The organism is Stenotrophomonas sp. 86428_Sma (genome assembly GCF_056481585.1).
On the sequence record NZ_CM151156.1, the window covers coordinates 148,622 to 174,424 of the forward strand.

At 61.3% G+C, this 25,803-nt stretch carries 25 protein-coding genes; 8 read left to right on the forward strand and 17 right to left on the reverse strand.

Annotated elements, in window-relative coordinates:
* Window position 1: 1 nt before the first annotated feature.
* Together ACZK3J_RS00610 and ACZK3J_RS00615 are read right to left on the reverse strand one after the other, a co-directional pair.
* Entirely contained in the window at window positions 2–979 is a 978-nt protein-coding gene (locus ACZK3J_RS00610; protein WP_478476291.1) for a uroporphyrinogen-III C-methyltransferase, read from the reverse strand.
* Between the two features lie 104 nt (window positions 980–1,083).
* A complete protein-coding gene (locus ACZK3J_RS00615) occupies window positions 1,084–1,893 on the reverse strand; it encodes a uroporphyrinogen-III synthase (protein ID WP_478476292.1) in 810 nt (269 codons plus the stop codon).
* A 35-nt stretch (window positions 1,894–1,928) separates the two neighbouring features.
* Between ACZK3J_RS00615 and ACZK3J_RS00620 the strand changes: the two genes are divergently transcribed.
* The 5 genes from ACZK3J_RS00620 to ACZK3J_RS00640 all read left to right on the forward strand — a co-directional run bounded on the left by ACZK3J_RS00620 (window position 1,929) and on the right by ACZK3J_RS00640 (window position 5,014).
* On the forward strand, window positions 1,929–2,396 hold the full coding sequence (locus tag ACZK3J_RS00620; protein ID WP_005407593.1) for a YiiD C-terminal domain-containing protein: 468 nt from the start codon (window positions 1,929–1,931) through the stop codon (window positions 2,394–2,396).
* A 32-nt stretch (window positions 2,397–2,428) separates the two neighbouring features.
* Window positions 2,429–2,854, forward strand: coding sequence for a hypothetical protein (locus ACZK3J_RS00625; protein WP_049462220.1), 426 nt, complete (start codon window positions 2,429–2,431; stop codon window positions 2,852–2,854).
* Window positions 2,855–2,911: 57 nt separating this feature from the next.
* A complete protein-coding gene (locus ACZK3J_RS00630; RefSeq protein WP_004134671.1) occupies window positions 2,912–3,349 on the forward strand; it encodes a rhodanese-like domain-containing protein in 438 nt (145 codons plus the stop codon).
* Between the two features lie 100 nt (window positions 3,350–3,449).
* The gene (gene secB, locus ACZK3J_RS00635; RefSeq protein WP_005407596.1) at window positions 3,450–3,968 is read left to right on the forward strand and encodes a protein-export chaperone SecB; all 519 of its coding nucleotides are present in this window, start codon (window positions 3,450–3,452) and stop codon (window positions 3,966–3,968) included.
* A 20-nt stretch (window positions 3,969–3,988) separates the two neighbouring features.
* Window positions 3,989–5,014, forward strand: coding sequence for an NAD(P)H-dependent glycerol-3-phosphate dehydrogenase (locus ACZK3J_RS00640; protein WP_005407597.1), 1,026 nt, complete (start codon window positions 3,989–3,991; stop codon window positions 5,012–5,014).
* A 145-nt stretch (window positions 5,015–5,159) separates the two neighbouring features.
* Here the strand turns inward: ACZK3J_RS00640 and ACZK3J_RS00645 are convergent, their stop codons facing one another.
* Window positions 5,160–5,636, reverse strand: a complete 477-nt coding sequence (locus ACZK3J_RS00645) for a YybH family protein (protein ID WP_049462218.1) — start codon at window positions 5,634–5,636, stop codon at window positions 5,160–5,162.
* Window positions 5,637–5,752: 116 nt separating this feature from the next.
* On the opposite strand from ACZK3J_RS00645, the gene ACZK3J_RS00650 reads away from it, so the two are divergent.
* Window positions 5,753–6,418 carry an Ivy family c-type lysozyme inhibitor gene (locus ACZK3J_RS00650; protein ID WP_049462217.1) on the forward strand — a complete coding sequence of 222 codons (666 nt, stop codon included), beginning with the start codon at window positions 5,753–5,755 and terminating at the stop codon, window positions 6,416–6,418.
* A gap of 36 nt (window positions 6,419–6,454) precedes the next feature.
* Here the strand turns inward: ACZK3J_RS00650 and ACZK3J_RS00655 are convergent, their stop codons facing one another.
* The 11 genes from ACZK3J_RS00655 to ACZK3J_RS00705 form a co-directional block, all read right to left on the reverse strand.
* Window positions 6,455–7,837 (reverse strand): HipA domain-containing protein, encoded by a 1,383-nt coding sequence (locus ACZK3J_RS00655; RefSeq protein ID WP_080356542.1) that lies wholly within the window; start codon window positions 7,835–7,837, stop codon window positions 6,455–6,457.
* Complete coding sequence (locus tag ACZK3J_RS00660; protein ID WP_200881082.1) at window positions 7,834–8,055, reverse strand: helix-turn-helix domain-containing protein; 222 nt, start codon at window positions 8,053–8,055, stop codon at window positions 7,834–7,836. Before ACZK3J_RS00660 ends, ACZK3J_RS00655 begins: the two co-directional genes overlap by 4 nt.
* A 471-nt stretch (window positions 8,056–8,526) precedes the next feature.
* Window positions 8,527–9,213 (reverse strand): L,D-transpeptidase, encoded by a 687-nt coding sequence (locus ACZK3J_RS00665; protein WP_032130168.1) that lies wholly within the window; start codon window positions 9,211–9,213, stop codon window positions 8,527–8,529.
* A gap of 156 nt (window positions 9,214–9,369) precedes the next feature.
* The gene (locus ACZK3J_RS00670; protein WP_012509703.1) at window positions 9,370–9,642 is read right to left on the reverse strand and encodes a hypothetical protein; all 273 of its coding nucleotides are present in this window, start codon (window positions 9,640–9,642) and stop codon (window positions 9,370–9,372) included.
* A 212-nt stretch (window positions 9,643–9,854) separates the two neighbouring features.
* Window positions 9,855–10,805, reverse strand: coding sequence for a DUF2268 domain-containing putative Zn-dependent protease (locus ACZK3J_RS00675; protein ID WP_478476293.1), 951 nt, complete (start codon window positions 10,803–10,805; stop codon window positions 9,855–9,857).
* A gap of 264 nt (window positions 10,806–11,069) precedes the next feature.
* Window positions 11,070–12,884: a UvrD-helicase domain-containing protein gene (locus tag ACZK3J_RS00680; protein ID WP_168759576.1), complete on the reverse strand. Its 1,815-nt coding sequence runs from the start codon at window positions 12,882–12,884 to the stop codon at window positions 11,070–11,072.
* On the reverse strand, window positions 12,881–14,734 hold the full coding sequence (locus ACZK3J_RS00685) for an ATP-dependent nuclease (RefSeq protein ID WP_100442899.1): 1,854 nt from the start codon (window positions 14,732–14,734) through the stop codon (window positions 12,881–12,883). Before ACZK3J_RS00685 ends, ACZK3J_RS00680 begins: the two co-directional genes overlap by 4 nt.
* 833 nt (window positions 14,735–15,567) lie before the next feature.
* On the reverse strand, window positions 15,568–16,902 hold the full coding sequence (locus ACZK3J_RS00690) for a TniQ family protein (RefSeq protein ID WP_082316366.1): 1,335 nt from the start codon (window positions 16,900–16,902) through the stop codon (window positions 15,568–15,570).
* Window positions 16,899–17,888: a transposition helper protein gene (locus ACZK3J_RS00695; protein WP_238378118.1), complete on the reverse strand. Its 990-nt coding sequence runs from the start codon at window positions 17,886–17,888 to the stop codon at window positions 16,899–16,901. The genes ACZK3J_RS00690 and ACZK3J_RS00695 overlap by 4 nt, the downstream gene beginning before the upstream one ends.
* Before the next feature lie 97 nt (window positions 17,889–17,985).
* Window positions 17,986–20,379: a transposase gene (locus ACZK3J_RS00700; protein WP_180837885.1), complete on the reverse strand. Its 2,394-nt coding sequence runs from the start codon at window positions 20,377–20,379 to the stop codon at window positions 17,986–17,988.
* A 210-nt stretch (window positions 20,380–20,589) separates the two neighbouring features.
* Entirely contained in the window at window positions 20,590–20,898 is a 309-nt protein-coding gene (locus tag ACZK3J_RS00705; protein WP_017355536.1) for a hypothetical protein, read from the reverse strand.
* Window positions 20,899–21,162: 264 nt separating this feature from the next.
* Here ACZK3J_RS00705 and ACZK3J_RS00710 point away from each other — a divergent pair, with 264 nt between their 5' ends.
* The gene (locus ACZK3J_RS00710; protein WP_017355537.1) at window positions 21,163–21,558 is read left to right on the forward strand and encodes a hypothetical protein; all 396 of its coding nucleotides are present in this window, start codon (window positions 21,163–21,165) and stop codon (window positions 21,556–21,558) included.
* A 405-nt stretch (window positions 21,559–21,963) separates the two neighbouring features.
* Here the strand turns inward: ACZK3J_RS00710 and ACZK3J_RS00715 are convergent, their stop codons facing one another.
* Window positions 21,964–22,419, reverse strand: coding sequence for a hypothetical protein (locus tag ACZK3J_RS00715; RefSeq protein ID WP_017355538.1), 456 nt, complete (start codon window positions 22,417–22,419; stop codon window positions 21,964–21,966).
* A 37-nt stretch (window positions 22,420–22,456) separates the two neighbouring features.
* Window positions 22,457–22,927, reverse strand: coding sequence for an NIF family HAD-type phosphatase (locus ACZK3J_RS00720; protein ID WP_017355539.1), 471 nt, complete (start codon window positions 22,925–22,927; stop codon window positions 22,457–22,459).
* 523 nt (window positions 22,928–23,450) lie between these two features.
* On the opposite strand from ACZK3J_RS00720, the gene ACZK3J_RS00725 reads away from it, so the two are divergent.
* Window positions 23,451–23,735 (forward strand): helix-turn-helix domain-containing protein, encoded by a 285-nt coding sequence (locus ACZK3J_RS00725; protein ID WP_100442932.1) that lies wholly within the window; start codon window positions 23,451–23,453, stop codon window positions 23,733–23,735.
* A gap of 606 nt (window positions 23,736–24,341) precedes the next feature.
* Here the strand turns inward: ACZK3J_RS00725 and ACZK3J_RS00730 are convergent.
* Window positions 24,342–25,676 carry an MFS transporter gene (locus ACZK3J_RS00730; protein ID WP_017355541.1) on the reverse strand — a complete coding sequence of 445 codons (1,335 nt, stop codon included), beginning with the start codon at window positions 25,674–25,676 and terminating at the stop codon, window positions 24,342–24,344.
* Between the last annotated feature and the right edge of the window lie 127 nt (window positions 25,677–25,803).

The following is a 25,803-nucleotide window of genomic DNA, read 5'->3' on the forward strand; positions in this document are numbered from 1 at the left end:
ATTACCTCCGGTCGGTCTGGGTGCGCAGTTGCTGCAGGGTGCTGCCAAGAACGCTGTTGCTGGCCTGCAGCGGAAGCTCGCGCAAGGCCTTCAGTTCAGCACGTTGCGCGCGCAGGGCCGGTGAATCCGGCCAACGCCGCTGTGCCCAGTGTTCCACGCGCGCCAACGCGGTATCGCGACCGGTGCGGTCGCCACGTTCGATTGCGGCACGCGCCAGGGTCAGTTCCAGCTGCAGCGCATCGTCGGCATTGCGGCGTTCGGCGGCGGTCAGCGGGCCATTCTGGCGGCTCGGGGTGATATCCACGAACGGTGCCAGCGTGGCCTGCCACCAGGGCTTGCCGGCGCCGGGCGCGGTGCCACCCGTCACCTGCGAGGGCAGGCCCTGCAGGGCCTTGGCCAGGGCATCCAGGCGTTGCAGCGATTGCACGCGCGGGCCGGTGCCCAGCGCATCCAGTGCATCGCGTTCCTGTACCAGTGCCTGGCGCAGGTTCAGGCCGTCGCTGTCGGGCAGATCGGCCAGCGCGGTGGCGGCCTGTGCATACAGGCGGCGTGCGCCTTCCACGTCGTCGGCGTAGTTCAGGCGTTGCGCCGCCTGGGTCAGCAGCAGTTCGGCCTCATCGCGCTGTACCGCCTGACGGCCCTGGTTGGCGCTGTCGGCCAGCTTGGCCAGGTTCTCTTCCAGCAGCGCACTGCGCTGGGAAAGGCCCAGCATCTCGTCGCGCAGCACGCGGTTGGTGGTCGCCGCATCCTGCAGGCGCTGGCTGGTTGCGCGCTGGTCGCGGCGCAATGCATCCAGCGTCGCCTGCAGGCCCTGCAGCTGTACGGCCGTGGTCTGCGCCTGCGCTTCCTGTTCGTGCTGTTGCTGCTGCCAGACGTACCAGCCGGCATAGCTGCCCACGCCAAGCACGACCACCCCGGCCAGCGGCAGCAGCCAGCGCACGGGTCGACGGGGCGGGGAAACGGGCGGAGTCTCGTTCATGGGGCTTCCTTGTCGGCACCGTCGCCGGTCAGGTTCCGGCAGGCCGCGTTGTGCACAGCATCACTGTTGCCGACCACAGCGGCAAGCGTGACCCACGTCCCTGTTCAGGTCGCTGCCGGGACGGTGAGCGTGGCGTGTGCAGCTGCCACCAGCTGCGCGGTGGTGGGGCCGGCCGCACGCACAACGTGCTGCAGGCCCAGTGCCCGGGCCTGTTCGCCGAGGCGATCACTGGCCACCACCGCAGTCGCGCGCGCCTGCAATCGCTGCCGCAATGCGGGCGGAAGCTGCTGCCAGAAATGCTGCAGCGCTTCGCCACTGCTCACCGCCAGCACCCACGGCTGCGCGGAATGCGCCAATCGAGCCAGCGTGCGGGGAGGCAGGCGCAGCAGGCGGCGCTGGTAGACGTCGGCGCGTTCGATCGTGGCGCCCGCCGCCTGCAGCTGCGCGGCAATCAGTCCGCGGCCACCGGGGGCGGTGACCAGGCCGATCCGCAGGCCCTGCACGTGCGCCAGTACCGGCAGCGCCAGCAGGCCCTCGCTGTCCATCCGCTGCGGCGCATGCACCTCGGCGACACCCTGCGCCCGCAGCGCGCGCGCGGTGCCTTCGCCCACGGTCAGCCATGGGCTGCGTTGTGCCTCGGCCAGTGGCAACAGGGTGGCGGCTGCGGTAACGGCGGCCGGGCTGGTGAACACCACCCGATCGCAGTTCAGCGCGCGTTGCAGCTGGTGCACCACTGGCGTGCCGTTCAGGCGCTGCAGGCGCCAGGGTGGCAGGGCCAGCACATGCCCGCCCAGCCCAGCAACGGCGCGGCGCAGCGCGGAATTCTGGCCCTGCGGCCGCAGCGAAATGAAGGTCCAGCCCGGCTCGGAACCGGCGGCGCCAGTGGGTATCGTATGGTCGGCCATTGCCTGCATTATGCGGGCCCTTCGTTGTCGTGGTCCCTGCTCCGATGTCCGTTGATGCTCTGACTTCCTCGCTGGCCGCCCTGCAGGACGTGCTTGACTGCATGCCGGCGGTCCGCGCCATGCAGATCCAGCTCGACGGCTATGCCGATGGCGTGCTGCGCATCACCGCGCCGCTGGCCGCCAACGTCAACGACAAGGGCAACGCCTTCGGTGGCAGCCTGGCCTCGGTGCTGACCCTGTCCGGCTGGGCGCTGGTCAGCCTGCGCCTGCGCCTGGCCGGCCACGATGCCGAGGTCTACGTGGCCGACAGCAACCTGCGCTACCTGGCACCGGTCTACGAAGACCTGCACGCCCATGCCGAAGCGGCCGAGGCCACTGGCTGGGATGCCTTCCTGAACACCTTCCGCCAGCGCCGCAAGGCCCGCATCAGCATCATCGCCACCCAGCCCGGTGCCGATGGCAAGCCCGCCGCCGAGTTCAGCGGTCGCTTCGTTGCCTTCGCCAAAGGGTAGGATGGCAGGCTGACGTTCTGGGGAAACCACCGATGCGCCGCCTCATCCAGTTCCTGATGTGTTCCCTGCTGCTGGCCAGCGCCGTGGCTTCGGCCGACGACCTGAGCCGCAAGCAGCGCAAGCTGCTGGAAGAGACCCAGATCGCCTACGGCGCCACCATCCGCTGGGGCAGCATGGACGATGCCATCGGCTATCTGGACCCCAAGCTGCGCAAGGAAAAGCCGCCCACCGAGTTCGAGCTCAACCGCTACGCGCAGCTGCGCGTGTCGTCCTACCGCGAGCGCAGCAGCGCCGCGCTGGAAGGCGGCCTGGTCGAGCGCCGGGTCGAAATCGGGGTGATCAACCAGAACACCCAGGCCGAACGCACCGTGGTGGTGGTCGAGCGCTGGCGCTGGGATCCGGAGGCCAAGCGCTGGTGGCAGACCGCCGGCCTGCCGGACCTGTGGAAGGGGCAGTGACGGGCCGCGTCCGGCTTGTGCGACAATCGGCGCCCGCTTAATCGACCCGTGACCTGAGTGAATTACGAAGAGTTGCTGGCCTTTGCAGGCCGAAACCCGATGCTGTCCGCGGCCCTGGTCGGCCTGACCGTGGCCATCATCGTCACCGAGATCCGCCGCCTGTTCCGGGGCTTCAAGGGCATCAAGCCCGCCGAACTGACCCAGCTGATCAACGCGGGTGGCACGGTGGTGGTCGACCTGTCGGCCAGCGGTGACTTCGAGAAGGGCCACATTGCCGGCAGCCGCAATGCCCAGGCCAGTGCCTTCGGCCCGGACAACAAGCTGGTGGCCAACGCCAAGCAGTCGCCGGTGGTGCTGGTGTGCCGCAGCGGCAACGCCTCGGAAACCGCCGCCAAGGCGCTGAAGAAGGCCGGCTTCGAAAAGGTCTACGTGCTCGACGGCGGCATTCCCGCCTGGCAGCAGGCCGAGCTGCCGCTGGTCAAGGGCCGCAACTGATTGCCGCAGGTGGCGGATCCGGCCTTGTATGGGCCTGATCCCGCCCCCATCGCAGTAGTTCGACCATCGTTTTCATTGCATTCACCTGGAGTTACTGGAAATGTCCGAAGAGATCACCAACGGCGCCGCTGCGCCGGTCGATGCCGCTACCGGCCCTGCTTTCACCGTCGAGAAGATCTACGTCAAGGACGTCTCCTTCGAGTCGCCGAACGCTCCGACCATCTTCAATGACCAGGTGCAGCCGGAACTGCAGCTCAACCTGAACCAGCAGGTGCAGCGCCTGGGCGAGAACGCCTTCGAAGTGGTGCTGGCCGTGACCCTGACCTGCCAGGCCGGTGAGCGCACCGCCTACGTGGCCGAAGTGAAGCAGGCCGGCGTGTTCGGCCTGGTCGGCCTGGACCCGCAGTCGATCGACGTGCTGCTCGGCACCCAGTGCCCGAACATCCTGTTCCCGTACGTGCGTCAGCTGATCAGCGACCTGATCCAGGCCGGCGGCTTCCCGCCGTTCTTCCTGCAGCCGATCAACTTCGAAGGCCTGTACGCAGAAACCCTGCGCCAGCGCCAGGAGCAGGGCGACGCACCGTCGCTGGCTGACTCCGAGCCGGCTGGCAACGCCTGATTCCTGCTGCGACGTCACGGATGAGCACTACCGCTGACAAGATCGCCGTGCTTGGCGCCGGTTCCTGGGGAACCGCGCTGGCCAGCCTGCTCGCACGGCACGGTCACCCGACCGTGCTGTGGGGGCGCGACGCTGCCGTGGTCGAGGCCATCGACCAGCGCCACGAGAACCCGCGCTACCTGCCGGGCATCCCGCTGCCGGACAGCCTGCGTGCCACCACCGACCTGGCGTCGGCAGTGGAGGGCGCCGCCTGGATCCTGGTGGTCACCCCGTCGCATGCCTTCGGTGAAACCGTGCGTGCGCTGGCGCCGCTGCGTCCGGCCGGTGCCGGCGTGGCCTGGGCCACCAAGGGCTTCGAACCTGGTTCGGGCCGCTTCCTGCATGAAGTGGCGCGCGAAGTGCTGGGTGAGGACGTGCCGCTGGCCGTCGTCACCGGTCCGTCGTTCGCCAAGGAAGTGACCCAGGGCCTGCCGACCGCGATCACCGTGCACGGCGACGTGCCCGAGTTCGCGCAGACGGTGGCCGAGGCGATGCATGGCCCGGCGTTCCGCGCCTACACCGGCGACGACATGGTCGGTGCCGAGCTGGGCGGCGCGATGAAGAACGTGCTGGCCGTGGCTACCGGTGTGGCCGACGGCATGCAGCTGGGCCTCAACGCCCGTGCCGGCCTGATCACCCGTGGCCTCAACGAGATGCTGCGCCTGGCCGCGGCGATCGGCGCCAAGCCGGAAACGCTGATGGGCCTGGCGGGCCTGGGCGATCTGGTGCTGACCTGCACCGGCGACCTGTCGCGCAACCGCCGCCTGGGCCTGGCCCTGGGCCGTGGCCAGACGCTGCAGGATGCCGTGCGCGAAATCGGCCAGGTGGTCGAGTCGGTGCAGACCGCCGACGAAGTGATGCGACAGGCACGCCGTCATGGCATCGACCTGCCGATCTCGGACCGCGTGCGTGCCGTGCTGCACGGCGAGCAGACGCCTGAGGAAGGCCTGCGCGCGCTGCTGGCGCGGGAACAGAAACCGGAGTATCCGGATACGCTGTTCAAGTGAATCGAAAAACCCCGGCTACGTGCCGGGGTTTTTTTATGTGTGCGCCCCATCCACGCATGGCGTGGATCTACTCCGGAATCCGCTTCTGGTAGCAGCCAACCTTGATTGGCGCCCGGTAGCGCCGGGCCATGCCCGGCGGAATCCATCACCGCGCCCGCGGCGGTGCGTTGCCGTTGTCCATGTCCGAGAAGATCAACCACGGCCCGTCGCCCACGCGCTTCAGCGTCAGCGTGAACTTGCCGGTGTCCCCCACGTTGTTGCCGTAGCGGTAGGCACCAATGATGTAGCCCGTGCTGCCCTCCACCGAGTACGCCAGCGCGCGCAGCCGCAACGGGCTGCCGCCCTGGCCGGCATACGCGACTTCGATCGCGCTGCGCCCACGCACCGGTAGCTGGTTGCTCTGCAGCACAAAACCATCCTCGGCGAACAGCGCAGCCAGTGCCCTGGCATCGCCCGTGCGCCAGGCCTGCTCGTAGTCGCGCAGTACGCGATCCAGTGTCGCGGGCAGGGCCGCATCGGGAAGCGGCTGTGCCGCCTTCGTGCTTTCGGCATCGTGGGCGATTGCCGGAATTGCCAGCAGCAGGGCACTGCAGAAAATCACGGCGAGTCGTGTGCGGCGCATGCGTCCAGGCCCTTGGGATGACAGGAAGTCGACGAACGCATCCTAGCGCGGCGCTGGTTAGAATCACGGAGGCGCCCGCGCAGCTGCATGCACCGCAGATCAGACAAGGACACGGAATGAAGATTCGAATCACAGGGATGGTACTGACGGTCGCACTGCTGGCCGCCTGCGGGCAGGCACCGGCACCCGATGCAGCACCAGCCGCACCGGCACCGGCCACCGAAGCACCGGCCGCCACGGCAACGGTGGTCGAGAAGGAACCGTCCATCGAAGACGGCGTAGACCCTTCGGTGTGGGACAACGAAGGCGAACCGGAAGACCCGAGCGCCGGCGGAGAACTCACCTGTGCGGACAACCCGCTGGCGACCCACTTCTTCACCCTGGTGGGCGGCAACACCGTGGACGACTGCGGCCGCAAGGACCCGAAGGTGCTGGCCGCGTTCAACGCCCTGATGAAGAACACAGCCGCGGCCGAATCTGCTGACAAGGAGATTCCGTCGCTGCGCGAACGCCTGTTGAGCGGGCCCAGCGGGCCCGGCGAGCTGGTGGTGCTGCAGGGCGAGCCATGGTGGTTCTACACCGCCTGCCAGGCCCACGACTGCCCCGGCACCGCGCTGGCGATGCTGTACTCGCCCGATCAGTCGAAGATGGTCGGCCGTCTTACCGCGCGCTGCAGAATCTGGTGGCTGGGTGAACCCAGCGACGAGCAGCGCGCGCTGATCGAGCGCGAGCAGCCGGTGGACAAAGCGATGCTGAAGGAAGAAGGCGAGTCCTGCGAGTAATCGGTGGTGACGCCGGATGATGTTCCGGCGGCCGCATCATGCGGGTGAAAGCTGCCTCACCATGTCGGCGATGATCACGTGGACCAGCGTTCTCAGGAAATGCACCTCGCCTTCCAGGGTTGGGCCGATGTCGAAACGGGTCAACCATTGCTGGTTTTCCTGCAGCACCTCCGCGTAAAGCGCCTGGGCTTCGCCTGCGATGCGGTCGATCTGATGGCGCAGCTGCCGGGTGGCGGCTGGTCTTCCCAGGCCCAGGGCTTCACCGGCAGAAACCAGATGCTCGAAACGAAGGTCGTGGAAGCGCGCGACACCGAGAATGGGCCACGACAGTTCCGAGCGTTCTGGCCAACGTGCGCCCTCGTCGGCATACGCGCGGGTCTCGTAACATGCGGTGGACAGCAGGTCGTAGTGGGGGGCCAGTTCGATGCCCCTGCTGTCGACCAGGAAGCTCAGGTTCTTCAGGTGCGCATCGTTGTTGCCGGTGAGTACATTGAAAATCAACCAGTCGAACAGGCGGACGCGCGTCTTGAGCTTGCTTCTGCATTGCTCGACGATGACCTTCAGGGTGTCGATGCTGCCGAGCGTGTACTTGAACTGCCGGTCGAGGTTGAGCAGCTGGCAGGCGTCGATGGCATGACGGCGATGGATGGCATCGGCGGTGATTTCGCGATCAAAGCGCTCGATGATGAAGACCGGCTCCGGTACGTAGCGGCGCTCGATCTTCGGCACCTGCAGCCCCAAGCGCTGTGCAAGGCGCATCACGAACCACTCGTTGGCCACGCTGTGGGGATAACTGCTGCTGGTGCTGTCAGGCTTGAGGATGTGGGTCGAGGGCTCGGCGCCCAGAGGTTGGTAGAGTTCTCCCCCTGTCTCGATGATTGCCAGCTTGTGCTGGGCACCTGCCAGTGACATGCGCTTGGCGGCACCCGCCGCAAGCGACGTGCGTGGCAGGCCTTGGATACGCGTGGAGAGTTCCGCATCGGGTAGTGGTTTTCTGCCGCCGGGTGGCAGGCGCTCGCCTGGAGGCAGCAGCGTCAACGAGCCTGCCGATTCCGCGCCATAGGCGGCCAGCAATGCGAACGCGTCCGCGCCATCCACCCTGGCATCGGTTGCCATCAGCGTGCGTTGCTGCTCTTCCGGCAGCAGATTGTCGAAGTACCACTGCACGGGGCGTTGGCTGGAGCCATCGAGGATGGCGGTGTCTTGCAGTGGCAACGCAGGCGCCAGTGGAAACCGATGTGCGCTGCCGAGCCACTCCGGCGTATAGGTGAAGCGCCACAGGTTTGCTGCTTCGGTCAGGCGGCCCACCGGCGCTTCGTCGATGCTGACCTGCAGTTCGCGTGGTGGAAGCGGATAGTGCAGTCCAGACAGGACGGTCGTTGTAATGACGTCCTTGAGATCGATACGGGGGGCGCTCATGGCACCTTCCCGTTGGCACGTTTGGCCAGCAGGGCCATCGCTTCGTCCGGCACGTCGATTTCGACATGCAGCCCCAGCTCGTCAAGCACGGTGAACAACTTGCCCCATTGCACCGTGGTACCGCCGCGTTCGACCTTGGCCAGGAAATTTTCGCTGACCCCGATGCCTTCGGCGGTTGCATCCTGGCGCAGTCCCTGATGCTTGCGGGCGGCTCTCACCAGTGGTCCCAAGGCCTCAGCCTTCTCAAGCCTGATCTTCAATGGGAACTCCCCCAGCAGAGCCTGACGCTCTGGATTCGACCCATCGTCTATACCATACAATCCTCACTGCAGTGAGGATTCTTCGCGCAAAGCCCAGGATTTCTTAGAATCCTTTCGGTCTTGAGGATTTCTTGGCAAAAGAGCTGGATGCAAGAAAATCCTCATTGAAATAAGGATTTATCTGCAAAGGCGTCCAGCGCCCAAAAAATCCTCATGAACTCAAGGATTCTTTGACGTCGTGGGAGCGCGATGCCTCATCCGGTCCATATGGGCAGCGCCACGAGGGTGGGACGTCCGCGATGAGTGGGGTCCAGGTGGGGCCTGCCAGGAGCGTGCCCGGGAACCTCTGCCTGCAGCGCAGGCTCGCAACGTCAACAGGCCTGGCCGCACCCCGGCCACAACCAGCCATGGCCGCAGGCAAAGCGTCTGTTACTTGCTCGCGCGCCGCGCGCCTTTCTCGTCTTCGTCCTTTGCATCGCCCCGGCTCTGCGCGAACTCCGGGAACGTCTTCGCGATCGAATCCTTGTCCGGAAGGATGTAGAACACGCCGCCCTTTTCGAACGTGGATTGCACGATCTGCTCGTAGAACGCAGGCGTGACGTTGATGCAGCCGTGCGTAACGCGGTTGTCGTCCGGCGAAGGTGATGCCAGCCGTTCGGCGCGCTTCTCTTTCGGAGTGCCTGGCGGCAGCGGGTGCATCGACACGGCGGAATCGTAGTCCACCCACAGCACGCGACCGGCATCGTCGGAGGGGCCATAGCCACCAATGAAACGGCCCGCCGGGGTAGTGCGGTCATGGCCTGGAATCGCACTCAGCGCGAGCTTGGCAACGCCGGGTGCGGAGTGATCGCCGATGGCCGAACCGAACAGCGCCGGTGCGGCACCGCGCAGCTTGCCGTCTCCACCGAAGACCAGTACCTGCGCAGCCGCCTTGTCCATGATCGCGAACGGATAACCCTGGTTGTCCTTGCTGGCGACTACCCAGCCGGCCAGTTCGATCACCGTCTCGGACACGCTCTGGTCAGCGGGCAGTTCATCGACTGCGGCGACCGGGGGTGCAGGTGCGTCCTTGTCCCTGGCGTTGGCTACGCCGCTGCACGCAACGGCCAGTGCCATGGCCAGTGCGGCATGGAGGGCGCGGCGCGCAGGGGAGGAGGAGGTACGAATGGGACGGCTCCTTGCAGTGCAATCTTGGTGGAAGGATGCCAGTGGCCGGCGAAGGCCACTGGTTCCCGATACAGAGGTGGATCAGTTCAAACGGTGAGGGAGCGATCAGCCGCGCGGCTTGCGGCCCGCTGGTGCCCTTTCAAGCTGCTGCACGCGACCTTCGATCTGGTCCAGACGCTGGTTGGCCTGCTGCGCCGACTGGTTGGCGGACTCGGCACTCTGGGCGGCGCCCTGCACCTTTACATCGAGCTGATCGAGACGCGAGTTGATCGTTGCAAACTCGTTCTTGTAAGAGGCGCAAGCGCCAAGGCTCACGGTGGCGATGAGCGCCACGCTGAGTGCACGGGCCATCTTCATGTGTTGCGAGGTCAGTTTCATTCCACTCCCTCCTTCGTCTGGGGAAGCTGGAATATAGCGGCGTTTGTTCCCGGCGCTACCAAGCGCTTTCAGCTGGAATTTGAGTACGTGGATGGGCTGTGAAGGCCTGTAAATCAACGAACCTTAACAAGCGGGATCAAGCGAGCTGATCTGCACCGGCGTATCGCCTTGTGCCTGTTCAATATCACCCATTCACCTGCATGAAGCCGGCATCACGGCATGTGCGTCTGTGTGCTTTCGCCTGCTCCGCACGCAGGCTGCCATCCACTTGCTTTCAGCAGCGCTGCAGCGTTTCCAGGCTGGACATCCAGCAGTTCGGCGATGGCGTTGGGCGTGTCGGGCCCGCGCGCAACATAGTCGTGGGCAATGCGGTAGCCGATCCAGTAGCCGAGATCTCCGCGGCGCGTATCGTCGCCGGGGCCGTTGTACAGCCACCTCGAAAGATCGGTACCCATGCTGTCCTGCAGGAACGCGCGCTCCAGCGCACACTCGCGACCCTGCGCCCAACGCTGTAGATGCGCGTTGGCCGGTTGCCCGGAGATCCGTTCGGCCACGTATTCGGCGCCGCCTTCCAGCAGCGTCTGATAGAGCAGGTTGGGCTGCTCGACATCAACGCGCGCGCCGGGCTGTTGCACGTGCACGTACTCATGGGCGATCAGGTGCACGAAGCGGTCGCTTGCATCGGCCTGCATCCAGTCGGCATTGCACAGCGCTTCCAGTCCAATGACCACACCTGCTTCGGTGGTAACGCCACCACTGTTGCCGCGGCCCACCAGTACGGTGACCGGAGGAAAGCGCGCAGACGGCAACAAGGCGCCGAGCTGATCGACGGCAGCGGCGACGCGCGTGCGGATCGATGGCAATGCGGTCGCGCAGGTTCTCGCTTTCGCAAACAATGCCGGCTTGTCCTGGATGGCCCTGGCCAGCCGCTCCATCGAGCCGATACGGCTGTCGGTGAAGCTGCGCAGGGCATCCGTACCCGCATCCAGATAGCCGTGCTGCAGATCATCGGCGCTTGGGCGCCCATGGTTGGCGTCCAGCACCTTGAAGAAGCGCGTGACATCGTCTGTCTGTACGACGATGTGCCCGGCAGGACCGACAGGCTCAGCCGCCTGTGCCTGCAGCAGCGCGATCGGCGAGGCGATCAGGATCAGTGCCCGCATCAGGCATCGAGCGTGATGCGCGTAAGAAGCCGACAGTAGACGGGCAACCAAAGGTTAGTCGCCACCTGCAACGATAGGTCGAGCCATTTCTCTACCCCATTGGCGTAACTATGGTTGCTGAGCACTCATAGGTTCCCTCCTCAGACCGAGCAGAACCAACTCCATCAAGGAATGCGCGTTCAGGTCCGATCTAGGAGAAGACCTTTGCTTACCCCCGTTCAGCTTCGTCTTCTGGCGTTGAGTTGCTGGTGCCGGGCTGAGCTTTTATCCGGTCTTCCCACTCAAGGGGGCACCGATGCCATGCCCGGCAGGAGGGGCCGAAACCGTAGCAGTTGCGTCCTTGAAGCCCTTCGCTTGAAGATCGGCACGAAGGCTCTTCAAAGCTGTCGCCGGAACAGCCAGCCACAGCAGATCCCTTGCCCGGGTCACAGCCACATATCCAATTCGCCCGTCCTCAGTGCAACCCCCGTCTAGAAGCGCAGACACATGCGGCTTCGTTGCCATGTAGAGGACGGCATCCAGACTTTCGCCCTTGACCTGGTGCACGGTATTGATTTTTACCCGCAGGGGCTGATCGGCACCTAGGTCCGGCGGGGTCATTAGCGGCGAGTTGGGCAAACTTCTCTTCGAGAGCCGAGCACCGAGCGTGGAGGAGGTGTGATTGAGTCCGTGGGCCATGCTCAGATTGGTCATCAGGTCCCTTAAACGTTTCAACAGTGCCGGCTGCCAATCGCTAACAGCGCGCAGCGCTGCGCTGGGCAGGCCCGAGACCGGATCTCGCGTGAAAGCCCAAATGACACGACGAAGCGCTCGTTCCTCTGGGTACCTGGCTGCCTGAGTCAGGCGAGCAACGATGCCCTTGGGCGCGTTGTCGGTCAAACCCATGATGGCAGTTGCCACGAGTCTGAATGCTGTTGAGTAGTCAGAGTGGATATCGCGCACCATGGCTGCCTGGGCAAGCATCTTAGTCGTTCCCACGCCAGGCGCACCCTCATGCCCAGCCAGCTCGTCGGCCCACTTGCGTGCACGGCAGAGCACGGCCGAGCGTCCAGGGTCCAACCCGGCGGAGACCAGTGTTGCCTGGAAGGCAGCCAAAACCTTCTTCGTATCGGCGGTCGTGTACGGAACGAAGTAGGCCCCATGGAGCGTAGACGGCGCGGTCCTATCCGGATCGTCTGTACGCGCTGAGATTGCGTTGGCAAGATCGAGCACGGCCGGTACGGACCGATAGTTGCGGGTCAGGGCGGCTGCAGAAACACCGGGTTTGCTGTGGTAGCTTGACAGGAACGAGCCGGTCGCGCCCATGAACTCGTAGATGCCTTGATTGGGATCGCCAATAAGGGAAATCTGAGAGCCTGCTTGGCTGAGCCTCTCAATGATCACCTGGTGCAGGATGCCGATATCCTGGGCTTCATCAATCAGGATGTGGGGATAGCGACGCGCGAGGACTCGCAAGATCTCGGGTTGGCTGCGGAGGGTAAGGTCGACCCAATAGCGTGCCAGCTCGTGCGTGTAGGCCCCTAGTTTTCCCAAGGCCGCGGCAGCCTTCGGACCATTATTGATCTTCGTCAGCATGCCGGAGTTCTGGTAAAAGAAGTCCGTTCCAGCCCCAGAAGGGCCAATGACAACGCGATGGATATGCCCTGGTGGCACTGGGTAGTTTTTGGTTCTCGGCGACTCCACCCAGAAGCAATAGTCCTTTCCTAGCAGGAATGACTCGCTCCCTGATAGCAAGAACGGGGTCGTGGTACACCCCATCGTCCGATGGGCGTGGGGTCGCAGAATGTTTGTCGCAATGAACCCGTCCAATGTGTCGATCTCAACACGCTGGTGGGAAGGGATCTTGAGCGATCCCATTGCGAGTGCCTGGTACTCGCGCCTGAAGGTCTCCACGGCGATGTTCGAGAAGGACAGGAGCGCAACCCGGCCCCGGTGATCACCGAGGCATTGACGTATGTGGGCCAGCCTGCGTACTGCCGTGAAGGTCTTCCCACTTCCCGCGCAAGCGATGACCGACATGGGTTGCAATGGAGCCGAGATGATCTGACGCTGTTCTACTGAAGGGGTATCCGTGCTCATTCGCCCTCAGCCTTCTTCGGGCCAGGCTGGCAAGCGTGTTCGACTGCAGACTTGATGTACTCCGGAACAGTGAAGTCTTCCTCTTTCGCCTTAGCGATCAGGTACGCCAAAGCTTGTGCAAAGCGCCCCTTCTGGACGTTTCCGTTCTTCCTCTCGAACATTCCGCTGAACAGTGCGCGAGCCTTCTCTGCATCTCCCGTAGCGGCGTCCACCTTCTTCTCCAGGTTCGCAGAGATCTTCGGGTGTAGCTCCTTAAGCGCCGCAAGCATGATCTTGCGATTGCTGGCGTACAAGGCCAAGTCATACTCAAGCGTCTTCAGCCCATGGAAGATCTTGAGATATGAATCCTCGAACTTGAGCATACTCAAGGTATTGGCGGACACCTGCACCTTGTCGCCAATCGAAGGGTAGACAGGAGCAGCCTTCTTCTTTCCACTGGAGGTCACATCTTCCGGCGCATGGTCGTCCGCTTCTGCGCTGCCATCGCCCTCTTCCTTTTCCTCTTCCTCTTGCTCTTCATCCTCTTCACTCGGACCCGTTGGGTCTGCATCCGTAAGCACGGAGACAGGAATCTTCAGAGCTTTCTCGCCGAACAGTGGAATGAATGAGTCGAAGTTGAGTCCTTCAACGCTAATGAGGCTGACACCATGCTTGCGTAGATCGTGGCCGCACCTCTCCGCGAGCACACTGACAAGCACCAACTCCGCAGCACCCTCAACTAGGATGGCCCGGCGTGCAAAGAAGAGCTCAGCCCGGGTTACGTCCAAATAGCGCTCAAGCTTCTCACGCTTTCCGACAGCAAACTTGATGTCTCGGGGAAAGAACGTCTCCACCTTGATTCCGGTGTCGACCAGGCAAGTCAAACTGTCGAGGTTGGCGATGCTGGCAAAGTTGGGGGAGTGGCTGGTAACGAACAGCTGGACAGGCTTCTCCTTGTCCACTGCCTTGATCTTTTCAAAGTAGCCCAGCAGAACAGCCTGCAATTGGGGATGCAGATGTGCCTCGGGCTCCTCAATGATCAGGCCTCGATAGCTGGCTTCTGGGTTCTTGGTCAGCTCGCTGAGAACGACCGCCATGAAGATAAGATTGTTGAATCCGAGCCCGTTCTGCTCAAGCTCGAACAGGTCCACGGTAAGGGAGAGACGCGAAGCCAGACGTTGGAAATCGCTGACGCTAACCCCGAGCCCGAGCAGCTGAGATAGCTGTGGCCCCAGCATCTCGGAGTGGCGGGTGGTTATGGCCTTATGGGTACTCACAATGGGCGCTTTCGTCTTGAGCTCATCATCCAGGAGCTTAAGTGCCTTATTGATCTCGATCTTGCCATCGTCATCAACGAGCAGCTGAAACAATCGGGACAGCTGGCTTGTGCGGCCGGGTCTTAGGGCATGAGATGCATCACGTAGGGGCTGTAGATAGACCCCACGAAGGTTTTCCATCATGTCCGCTGTCAGGCCGACATCATCATGGTCTCCGCACCAGCGCTTTGCTCTAAGTCGCCCCGTCTTGTCCGCCTCGGAGAAGCTGATGGTGATATGCGCCTCCATCTGCCCATCCTTAGCAGGCTTCAGGGCAGTCATGAAGTCAGCTTCATCATCGGGGCTCAAGCCTCGAAATATGTACTTGAACACGATGCTGCCGCTAGGCGATCCCGTCTTCGGCCGATGAATATCCTCCGAGTCCAGCCGCGGGTAAGGTTCGTCGTGCCCGGCAAGGAGCGACCTCAACGCATCGACAATGGCAGTCTTACCCGCGTTATTTGCACCAACCAGGACGTTCAGTCCGCTTTGGAAGTGCAGGACTGCGTTGTTGATCTTGCGGAAGTTCGAGATAGTCAGCTCGGCCAAATACACCCTAAGGTCTCCTTGTGCTCATGGCGGTGTAGCCGCCCTCCTGTCCATAGCTGCAGCACGATGACGGCCGGCTGACAGCACCTATCTACCTGCACCGATTCTACTCAATTCATGGGTATTGGACGGTCCCCTCGCCCTCATTCGCGCATCGCTTTAGGTTGCCCGGGACCTTGGCTGGACTGCGGATCGGCATGCTGGAGGGAAACGCTGACGATGGCTACATCGCGCTTGGAACAGGTATCGGCAATATTCGAAATGTGAAGACCGCCGCCGAGGTCGCCGAATGGCCAAGGAACGCCGGGGACTCCAATGCGCCCGGCGGACGCTATGGCGACCGTCGGTGCACAGAGCAGTCGCCGAGGTACCGGCTCACGGCAGGCAGCACACCGCAGGCGTGGATTGATCGCCTGTTACCGGGCGCAGACTACCCGGGGGATGTAGGCCGGGCAGTGACTGCGCACTCATCACCTTTTCCGGGATGGTCGCGACCTCGTTCCCTCGCACGCGACGGGATCGCCAGCAACTGAGAAGGCTCGAGAGCTCATCGCCCTTACAAGGACCACTGCCGTCCGGGCGCATTCCCTGGCAACATCCTCGGTCATAGGAAGTCTATTTAGCAGTTGGCGTGCCACCTCGCGTTCGCTGATCTGAATCGTCCAACCTTTTGTAGACACGTACTAGCCATAAGCTATGGCCTAGGCGGAGAGGTCTGAGCACGAATCGGAACACCCCTGGACTCAATCGAAGCGTCCGGCAGATCGCTGAATACGCCCGTCCGAGTAGGTGGCCAAGCGAGCGCCAAGGGAACAAGCCTGGCGGCCACTGTTCCCTTTCTAGCCCCTATGGGAATGGGGCGTCTTCCTTCCGGAGGACGCGACGGGATCACCAGCAACCGAGAAGGCTCGAGAGCGCATGGCCTTGGTAATAATCATCGCCGTCCGAGCGCATTCTCGAGCTGCCTCTGCCGTAATAGCGAATCTCTTCACGAGTTCGCTGGCGACGCCCCGCTCTCGTGCGCCGGCTGCGAGGCGGGTCATGGAGAGGTCCATGATCGCTTTTGTCACTCCCCGACCCGCCAAGAGATCCTGCCCAGGCCGCATCTGGAGATCCCTGTAGACCCGGAACGAGGGTGCACGGTGGATAGAACTATTTGACCTCGAAACCAACAGTACGCCGAGGAACTCCTGACTCGGAAACACGCGCGTATTAAACTTGCAAAGCGCTTGGAGCACGACTTCGAACTTTCTTGCGTGCGCTCCCCAGTCCTCAAGATCAAAGGCGATCTCACCGTCCACTTCATGGTTTGGAAACAGCGACGTCGATGAGGCCGGAACTGGATTGGTCAGAATTCCGATGATGTCTACAGATTTTATCGCAGATAAGTTGAGGAGTGTTCTGAACGTGGTAGTAGATCGCCTGAAGCGGATTGCGTCCCTCCAGAATCTGTTGTGAACTAGCTTCAGCCTGTCCAATGTCCCATCTTGGCGAAGCCCTTCAAAGAAGCGCTGATAGTTCTCTGGAGGAATGACCACATCGGGGTTGGTCGCCGTCCAGCCCACAACGTCCTCGATTGAGGCGTTAGCCCACGATTGAAGCGCGCTGGGCCTCTCGTGGGTGGCTGCGCGCGCTAGTCTGCCACCGCAGCAGGCGCATAAGGCCGCCTTGACCCTTCGCAACTGCTGGATGTTCCCGCAATCTGGGCAACGATCAACGATTCTGGCTGAGTGCAACGAGCAATGTGAGTAGTGAAGGAAATTCCAGATCAGCCTTTCGCTTAGACCATTACTCTCGCCTGCCTCGAGTAGGCATTCAGGACACCAGCGGCGATTTATACGGGTAAGGCCACCATCCCTCATCTGCAGAACCTTGATGAAAGGCGAGAGGGTGCAGCCCACCAGCCGTTGATTGGTCAACTGCTCTAGCGCGCGCGCGCGGTTCAGGCTCACCTGTCCTGGTCCCACGAAGCTGTTCCGCTGTAGCAGACCATTGACTGGCTGACCTGCAATCTTGTCAAGCACTCCTGCGAGATGTGTCTTGGTGAACCCGGTAATCTCGCACATCCTCTGGAAGTATCCCCCAAGGGATTCAGTCTGGGCAGTGCCTCCATCGATGGGCGCAAGTGGCGGAAGAGTGGTCCACCGGTACCCCGTGTTTGTCATGCTCGTCATGACTCTGGACCGCCAGTACCGACTCGTTTGAGGAAGTCAGCGATTCTCTTCGCGCCGTTCAAAGGCTTCTGATCAGCAAGCTTGTTGAATGCGTGCACACTGCTCCACACCGTTCCCAGGTCCCTTTCACTGGAGGAGCTTGCGTGCAGATGCGCTTCCGTAATGGTGCTTGCGCCCTCATTCTTTCGGCGAAGCTCAGCGCGATGTACAACATCGATAGTGGGTCCAAACACGCCGGCACCATTGGCATACATCAGATCGACGTTCTTAACGAGAACCTTAGGATCCTCCAGACGGAAGCTCTGACCCATACCCTTGAGAACTGCAACGAAGTCGCGCTCGTCCTGGGGATTGCTCAAGTTGTACGGACGGATATAAACGAACCGAGATCGATTCCAGACGTCGGGATGTCCCGCCCACAGGCTCTCTGCCGTGTGGTTAGCCAGCATCACCATGACGCAACCGATCTCCTCTATCAGTCTCACCAGGTTCGACATATAGCCATAGCTGGATTGATGAAGATGCACCATGGTCAAAGTAGCCGCCTCTTCAAGGAAGATGTACTTCAGCTGACGCTGCTTCGCCACCGCTTCGAAGCTGTGCTGCAGTCTCGGTTGCGAATGCGTTGCCCTTACCTTCCTCCACAATTCACTATTCACCTCCACCTCGGCCTGGAGATGGTGCGCATCAGTGCTGATTGACCGATCCTTGGACTCGAGCCAGCCGAAATCCGGCGCCACCACGGCATGATGCAGGCGAAGCGTAAGGTCCTTGGAGTTGAACTTTCCCCGATCATTGGCCATTGCTCGCACCGATATCAAAGGTAGGGTACCGGCTGGCCAGCAACTCTGTTTCCCGGCCAGTGCAGGAAGAATAGCTTGCCGGATTTCGCTCTTACCCGATCCAGAAGGTGCTAGCGCCCAAACGAACGTACCTGAGCGCGCACTTTGGATGGCGTTCAGGAGCTCGGAATAGGCCGTCTTCATGCGGCTATGGTTCACAAAAGGGATTCCAGAGTTGCTGACCACTGTCGCTTCCTATGAATTTGAATGATTGGCTTGGTCTTGCCTTCAATGGAACAAGCTACGGCGCTTCAATGGAGTCAAAGTCATCCACCGCGCGTTTCTTGATCCCGCGCAGATCCAGTTCGTCAAGAGCATCATCTGATGGCGAATCGAGGCTACCCGAGTCCGCCTCACCCGGTTTGGGATGAGCCGCGGTGATGGGCTTCGCGTTCGCGGCTGCCGTACGCATCGCCTGAGCGTGCCTCGCGGTCTGCTTTGCTTCGCGGAGCGATGGCGCGTAGAGCTGGTCATACATACCCCTGAACGACCGCTCAATCAGGGTGGAATTAGCTAGAGGCCCGATCAAGTTGCAGAACGCCTTGAACAGTCCACGATTCGTCCTAACCCAAATGAAGCTCGGGTCCTCCGGGTCTGTTCGAAGCTGCTCAACATCGAATGACGTGTCGAGCTCCCTCAGTTCACTGGAGTGAAAGTACCGACCATTCACCTCGAACCCTCGTCCGGGTACATACTTGTTATTGCTGTGCGGGATCGCGGTTCTGAAGAGGAATTCTTCATCAACCACTGCGTGCAGGCCGGCACTAGGAAAGAGAAGATCTGCGTGGGCTGCACGTTCGGCCGGACTTGCGAAGCCTTGTACAGGAACGCTCGGGAAGTGCTCATAAAGCGTTTCCTTGGCCACCGTATGAACGGTTTCAAAGCAGTGCCTGGCAGTTTTGTAGCTCTTGAACTTCCCGTCCACGCCCCGACCCGCCTTGTCGGGATCGGTGCTGCCGACAAGCTCATGGCTGACTTGGGAATTGAACCTTTCAAAGTATCGCTCTACGTTCGAGTTGAACCTCGAACCTGCCGTTGGGCAGATATGGATTGAGAATTGATATCGCAAAGCCAGAGCTATGAGAAAGTGCGACTGATTCTCCGTTCCCCGATCGACAAAGATGCTGTTGAAGAGTCGTCCATGTCTGCGGACGTAGTTCCGTATCAGGATGGCCAAACCATCGCGCCGTGCTGGCCCGAAGACAACGGAATGCGCCATCGGCAAATCAGTCGCCTCATCTGTTCCTAGATAAATCAGAGGGGACTCTGCGCTTGCACTCATTCCATCGTCGCGCACCACCCTGACGTCAACTTTGGTACTGTCGACGTGCAGGACTGCATGTTTGGCTAAGGCTGTACCCGACCGGTCGCGCGCGTCCGAGCGCGGCCGTTGCTTTTGGTAGCCACGCATTCCCTGCGTTGCAAGGACCTTACGCAGCTCCAGGCGCGGATCAGCGAGCTTGCGTTCGAAGGCCTGGCGGCTCTGTGGCGACTCGCCGTCAGATTCACAGGCCTCCTTGAGCGCAGCGTATGCGTCCTTCTTCTGTGAATACTTGCCTGCGGCGTATGCGCGAATTGCCTCAGCCGTCCTCTTCTCTTGAACGGGGGTAAGCCGGCTCATTCGGTTGCCGCTTGCATGAAACCTGGTAAGGCACTGCTCGAGTTCGTTGTCACCTCTGCTTCGCGCCTCGGCCACATTCCGCGCTACCCCACGCAGGTGTTTGGGGACGGCTGTACCCTTCGCATGCGCGGATTGAATCAATGCGAGCCGCTTTTCGGCGTTGGTGGCGTCGACTAGCGTCGCCGTTGCGAACGCCGAGTTCAGTTGATTGCGAGATTGCCTGGCAACCTCAAAGAAGTTGCCTCCTATCTCAATAGCCTGAGCCTGACTCAAGGTCAAAAAGAAGTTGCTCGTGTCCGTAAGCGGAACATGCTCAACTGGACCGAAGGCCCAGCGGGTTCCAAGCAGAAGCGCCGCTTGGCTCACGTTGAATCCCTCGATAGTCTCGATCATCCAATCGAGGCTCTTGGGGCCGTCGGCGAGATGCGCATGGATGCGCCTGCCCAAGACTTGAGCCTCATTGGCAGGTACCATGCGCACCTCGTTATAGATGACCTGCAGGTTCCGGAGTGGCGTGTCGACGCGGGAGGGACTGAGCCACAGGACGTGCTCCATGCCGCGCTGCCTTGCCCAAGGACCATAGGCAAGGTTCTGAAGATTTCCATCGACATCGATCCATTCACCGGACTTTGCCGTAAGCAAGCTGTCACGAGCGGAGCCGGCCTTGCATTCGACCAGCTCAACGCCACGGGTGCGGACGACCAGAAAATCCAAGGTGCCGCTCCTTACATGATTGCCAAGTCTCACTCCCTTACAGGCGACCTGCGGGAAGTAGCCAAGCACATCCGGATCCAGCTCCAGAGTCAGCGCGAACAGATGTTCAACGGTATGACTCTCCAGCGTGATCAGCTGGCCACATTTCACTGAATTGAAGTGGGTCACAACGTTGTTCAGCGCGCCCTTTCCTGGCTTCCGCGCTGGACTCGAGCTAGCCATCTCAAGGATGTGCTGTCGCTGTTCGACAGTTAGGCCCTCCTGCTCCCGCAGACGCTGGGCCAGTTCTTCTTGATTCATGGATCCCTGCCTATCTACTGGGAAGCGGGCAGCCGCCTCCCTCCCGGAATGCCTAGGGGTTGATTCTTATCGGGGTAAGGGGGTAGATTCGGCATAGCGGTACTCATCGCTGCGCCTCAAACAGACCCCGGCCTGCCAGCCGGGGTTTGTCTTTTCTGCCCCAGAGAGTGTTCTTAGCTCACTTGGAGATCCTCCATGGGAAGATCGGGATCATTGAGTGGCCTGCCGATTGCTGACGGTCTCCGCGCCGCGTGCTGCGGTGAACAGCCATTGCGCGAGATCTCTGGAGCGGATCATGCGGCCCTTCCTCCCAGGGATGGTTGAGGTCGCTATACCCAGTCGGTTGTCATATGCCGCGCGCCTGGCCGCGCCGATGCTGTTGTAGCCAAGCAGCATCCAGACTTCTGAGAGCCGGACATAAAGCCCGTACTCCTCCGCCACCTGCTCGGCGAGCTGGTCAGGAGTCGTTGCGCGAAGTGCGAGCGTTTGTATCGACAAGGGCACCATGTAGGCGAGCATCACTCACTCTCCTTCATATTGCAAACAGATAGCACATTCTCATATTTGTGGTGCACAGATTATCTGATTACGTATCAGATAATCTGATGTGCATACCGCTACAGCGGTTGCCATGTCAGAAAACTCAGCACGAGATGCAGTTCGTGGATTGCGATAGGATGGGCATGCTGCTGGCCGTTGAATGAGATGACGGCGCATTTGTAGGCGTGGGGTTGTGGCACGCCACGATGTGCTTCTAATAGAAGTCGATTGGAAGATGAGCACATGATGAGCATCCCTACAGATCAGCTCAGTCGCGAAGAGCTTTCAGGCTCGGCATTAAGAGCCTTCTTCAAACTCGCTGCGAGGTGGGATCTGTCGGGACTCCAGCAGAGAACGTTGCTTGGAAGTCCCCCTGATGCTTCTTACGAGGCATGGGTGCGAGGCGCTTACGAGCATATCGATGACGACGTATTGATACGGATTAGCTATCTACTTGGCATCTACAAAGCTCTTCATATCCTTCTGCCGGACTCCATTCAGGCGGATGGCTGGATAAGGCGGCCGAACATGGCACCCATGTTTGCTGGGAACACCGTACTGGAGTTTCTTTGCCGCGGAGGCTTGAGCGAACTTAGGGATGTGCGATCTTACTTGGACGGGCAGGACGCCATCACCTAGACAAGGGGGTGCCATTCACCTTGGGCTGCGTAACAAGTCGATGAGGTTGACCAGGTTTATGCAGACCTGGACCCATCAGTCTCCGTCGTATGAGATCACGGGGGATGAATAAGAGTCGCTGTTCTTGCAATGGACCTGGATTCAACTAAGGGGAAGCTTCGACATTCACCCTACGATTGTCCTCGATGTACGCGTCGCACAAACTTGGCTGAGCCTCTGTCTCGGCGGTTGGCGGATGCTGCATCGTTACCAAGTGAGCATAGCCATGGATTGCTGGAGGCCTGCAAGCCGCCAGACTGTAGGCTTCCGCGTATTCGCTCTCAACTAGTTCCGCACTGCCAGACTCAGTTTCATTGAAGGATGTCGGGCAGACGCTAGCGTTGAGTCATCTCGGTAAGGCCCCTCTCAGACATCCTCTTCGAACTCGCAGTGCACTGCATACAACACGCGGGCTGGGTCTACACTCAGCATCGCGGCCGGTGCCGCGCCCCAAAGCAACGCGTGCGGCGACAAGAACCACTCGGCCTCGCCCCAACCGGTACTGCGACGCAGACCATCCGGCTCACGCTGGAAAGGACCAAAGTCCCGCAACACTGCTAGGATCGCGGCTAGTCGCTCAACGGGCTGGCCATCTGGGCGGAACTGCCAGGTCGGGTAGCGGTAGCTGCCGATGGGGTGCGTGACATACACGCCCAGCAGCTTCCCCTGACGTCGCAACTCGCTTGCACTGTGGCAGCCGCTGCCGAGCTTCAAGTCTAGCCCGGCATTGACCTGTGCTGCACTGAACCACTGTGAGGCGAGACTTTCGCGCCGTGCTGCGGCGGCATCCAGGATCTCTCGTGGGGGCACGGAGCGAGTCATGCGAGCCTGAGCTGAATCAAAGATGGATTGCGCATGGCTACGCGTCTCCGCTCCGGGCTAGGGGGCGCAAGTCAGCGTCCGCATTGCGGGTGCGATCAAGCAAACGGTGGAGTACCAGGTTGAGGCCATCATCGTCTGATGAATAGGGAGAACCGAACAACGGGGCCTGCACCCATAGTTGCTCCTGCCCGGGATGGACATAGGGGCAGTGATCATCGAGTAGTAGTGCCTCGCCCAGATTTGGCGAGGCGAGACGTAGGTCTTTCGTCTTTCCCGACCACCTGATGTAGGGCAGCTCCACGAACCAGGCCGGGGCACTGCCTTCGCGAGCCAGCAACGCGGCGATGCTGCGAAAGCGATCTTCGGGAACTGTAGTAAACATCGTCAGCTGATCAAACAGCGCTTGGATTTCCTCAAGGAACCGGTAGAGTCCGGGCCTGGGAATCTGGCTGATTGCGTTTGAGATGAGCGTTCCCTCAAGGTCAAGTGCCAAGATCGTCGGCTTCATATGCTGCCTCTATCGTTGGTGCGAGCGCGCAACCTTGCCCTCTTGGCTGATCGCTGTCTACCGTGTGAGCCTACTGGTACGCACGGTAGTGCGTCTCCCGGCGCGAACGTGGCGCGCACAGCCATCAGGTGTACCGCAGGAGCCACAAGTTTGCGGGCATCGTTGTTATTCTCATCCAGTCGTCGAGATTGCTAAGTTCTGCCCGTAGCCGTGGCGCAGTTCCGAGCGGTTCGCGCAACGTAGCTGCCGCTGACTGACGACGATCAGTTGCTCCAGAACGCCAACGCCGAACATCTTTGTTGGTCCGACCGCGGCAATGATGTTTCCCAGCAATTGAGCACAGTCTGGTGCCAGTTGTGCGCATGACACCTGCAGGTATGTAGGATCTCTCTATCTAGAATTCTATTCTGCGGGAGATTTCAGGTCATTACGATGAGTTATGGAAGTGCCAGAGTTGCGCGCTTTTCCGCGCACAACGGAAGAAGTCACCACTAATGAGCACATTTGCGCGCAAATGAGTCACATGCCGATCCAGTCCCCTGAGGAAATTGCCGAGGCCCTAGGAAAGCGGATCAGGGCGCGCCGCCTTCTGGCCAACGTTTCGCAAGCGGCGTTGGCCGACAAAGCAGGGATCTCTCGCAGAGCATTGGTGCAACTGGAGAGCGGGCAAGGATCAACGGTCCACACGCTGATCTCCACCCTTAAAGCGTTGGGCTTGGAAGAACAGCTGACTTTTCTCGTCCCGGTCCCGACCGTTAGTCCAATGGCTATGCTGAAGGCTAAGCGTTTGCGCAGCCGAGCGTCCTAGAGCCCGGAGAGGCGCCTGGTAGCCTCCCACGACGCAAGCGTAGCCATCTCTTGCCATCGTGTAGGGAGTGAAATTTCACGAGCGTTGCAAATTGACTATTGACGCCATGTCGGAGCGCGCGGTCGCCGAGCGGTTAGGAAGATTTATCGGGGGTAGGGCGGATGTCCGCTTTGGGCCGATAGCGGACATTGCGGTACGCAGAAAAGCAGCTTGCAAACCTGAATAGGCGAAACGTCACGGCCACGATGGCCGCGGTGCTAGGATCTGGGCCATGGAGATGGGCCGCATAACCGTTGCCATCGGCGTCGCCCTAGCCGCAGTGTCCTGCAGCGGATCCCAAGGGCGCTGGACTGCTTTTGTCTATCCGCCGGACGCATCTACTCAGGAAGTCCGACACGCCGTTTATGGCGACTACGACACCTTCGAACGTTGCCAGGCAGCTGCAGTAGCTGCCCTCAGAGACAAGCCTCCAGTGCCTGGGTCGGAGGATGTAGGCTCTTACGAATGTGGGCGCGCGTGTCGATATGACGTCGACATGGACATGTACGTCTGCGATCAAACTCGCAAGTAGGCGGCTCCGTGCTCGCCGCCCGCCTGGTGCCTTGGTCAGCCTGGCCAGCGCGTGTGAAGTTGATCGATGACAAACCGGTGGCGGTGCGTGCCATCCGCGTCGCGGTGTGCCAAGAGGTGCGGGTCGTCCTCAGCAAGATGTTCGTGCTGATGCGCTATCTCCTCAGGATCGTGCGCCGGCCATCTGCGCCACGCGGCGACCAGACCGAGTGCAGCCAGAATCCCCAAGGCGGCCAAGGCAACATGCAGGCCGTAGCGGGCACCAACCCAGCCGGCCAGCGGATATGCAATCAGCCAGCAAACGTGCGATAGGGAAAATTGGGCGGCGAAGAGGAATGGCAGATCGGCGGACTCAGCCGAACGTCGCAGCAGCCGTCCACCGGGCGTAACCAGACCGGCATACGCCATGCCCAACAGCGTCCACGTCGGAATGACCGCCGCCCATCCAAGATTTCCCTTCAGGGCAAACCAAATGCCGAGGAAGGTGACCAGGACAGCTGACATGAACAGTCCTGCAGTCAGCATCACTGTTCGGTCCGAAATGCGGTCCAGAACTCTCGGAAGAAGAAGCGCTACCAGCATGGAGCCGCCGCCGAAGGCCGCCAGCGCCCACGCAACCTGTTCCTCAGCCCCGCCCAGAACGGTGCGGACCATGACCACAGTATTGACGAACACCATCGCGCCGCCGGCTGCGGCACAGAGGTTCAATGCAAGCAGGCCCTGCAATCGCGGGGTGCGAAGGTAGATTCGCATTCCACGGATGGCTCGCGCATAGGGACCATCCTTGGAGGTGACTGCAGCGAGGGCGGGGAACGTGGTGGAAGCGACGAGCACCGCCGAGAGGATGAAACCTACCGACGTACCAGCGAACAGCCCGTGGAAGCTGATGATCGTCAGCAGCGCGGCAGCAAGCGCCGGGCTCAGCAGGCTCTCAAGGTCATATGCCAATCGGGAAAGTGAGAGCGCGCGGGTGTAATCGCGCTCTTCTTTAAGAATTTCGGGAATGGTGGATTGAAACAGCGGCGTGAAGCATGCCGACGCAGACTGCAGCACAGCGATAAGGACATACACCTGCCAGATCTCGGTGACGAAGGGCAGACAGACCGCCACAGCTGCGCGAACCAGGTCGAGTGCGATCAGCACCCGCTTGCGCAGTCGTGCTGGGACCAACGCTCCTGAAACGGGTGCCAAGGTCACGTACACGACCATCTTGATGGCCAGTGCGGTGCCCAGCACCGCCCCCGCCTGGGCGCCCGCCAGGTCGTAGGCCAGGAGGGCAAGGGCGACAGTTGCCAAGCCGGTTCCGACCAGGGCGACTATCTGCGCACCAAACAGGCGGCGAAACGTCGGGTGACTCAGTACTTCGAGCATGGGATTGTCCTGGTATCAACGTTCTGACGGAATCAACCCGTGTGCCCCCTCTGTCCGGTTTCAGGACAGAGGCGGCAGACCGGCGGAGTGTACGCCCACCATTGTTCGGGTCGGGGTGACGACCCCG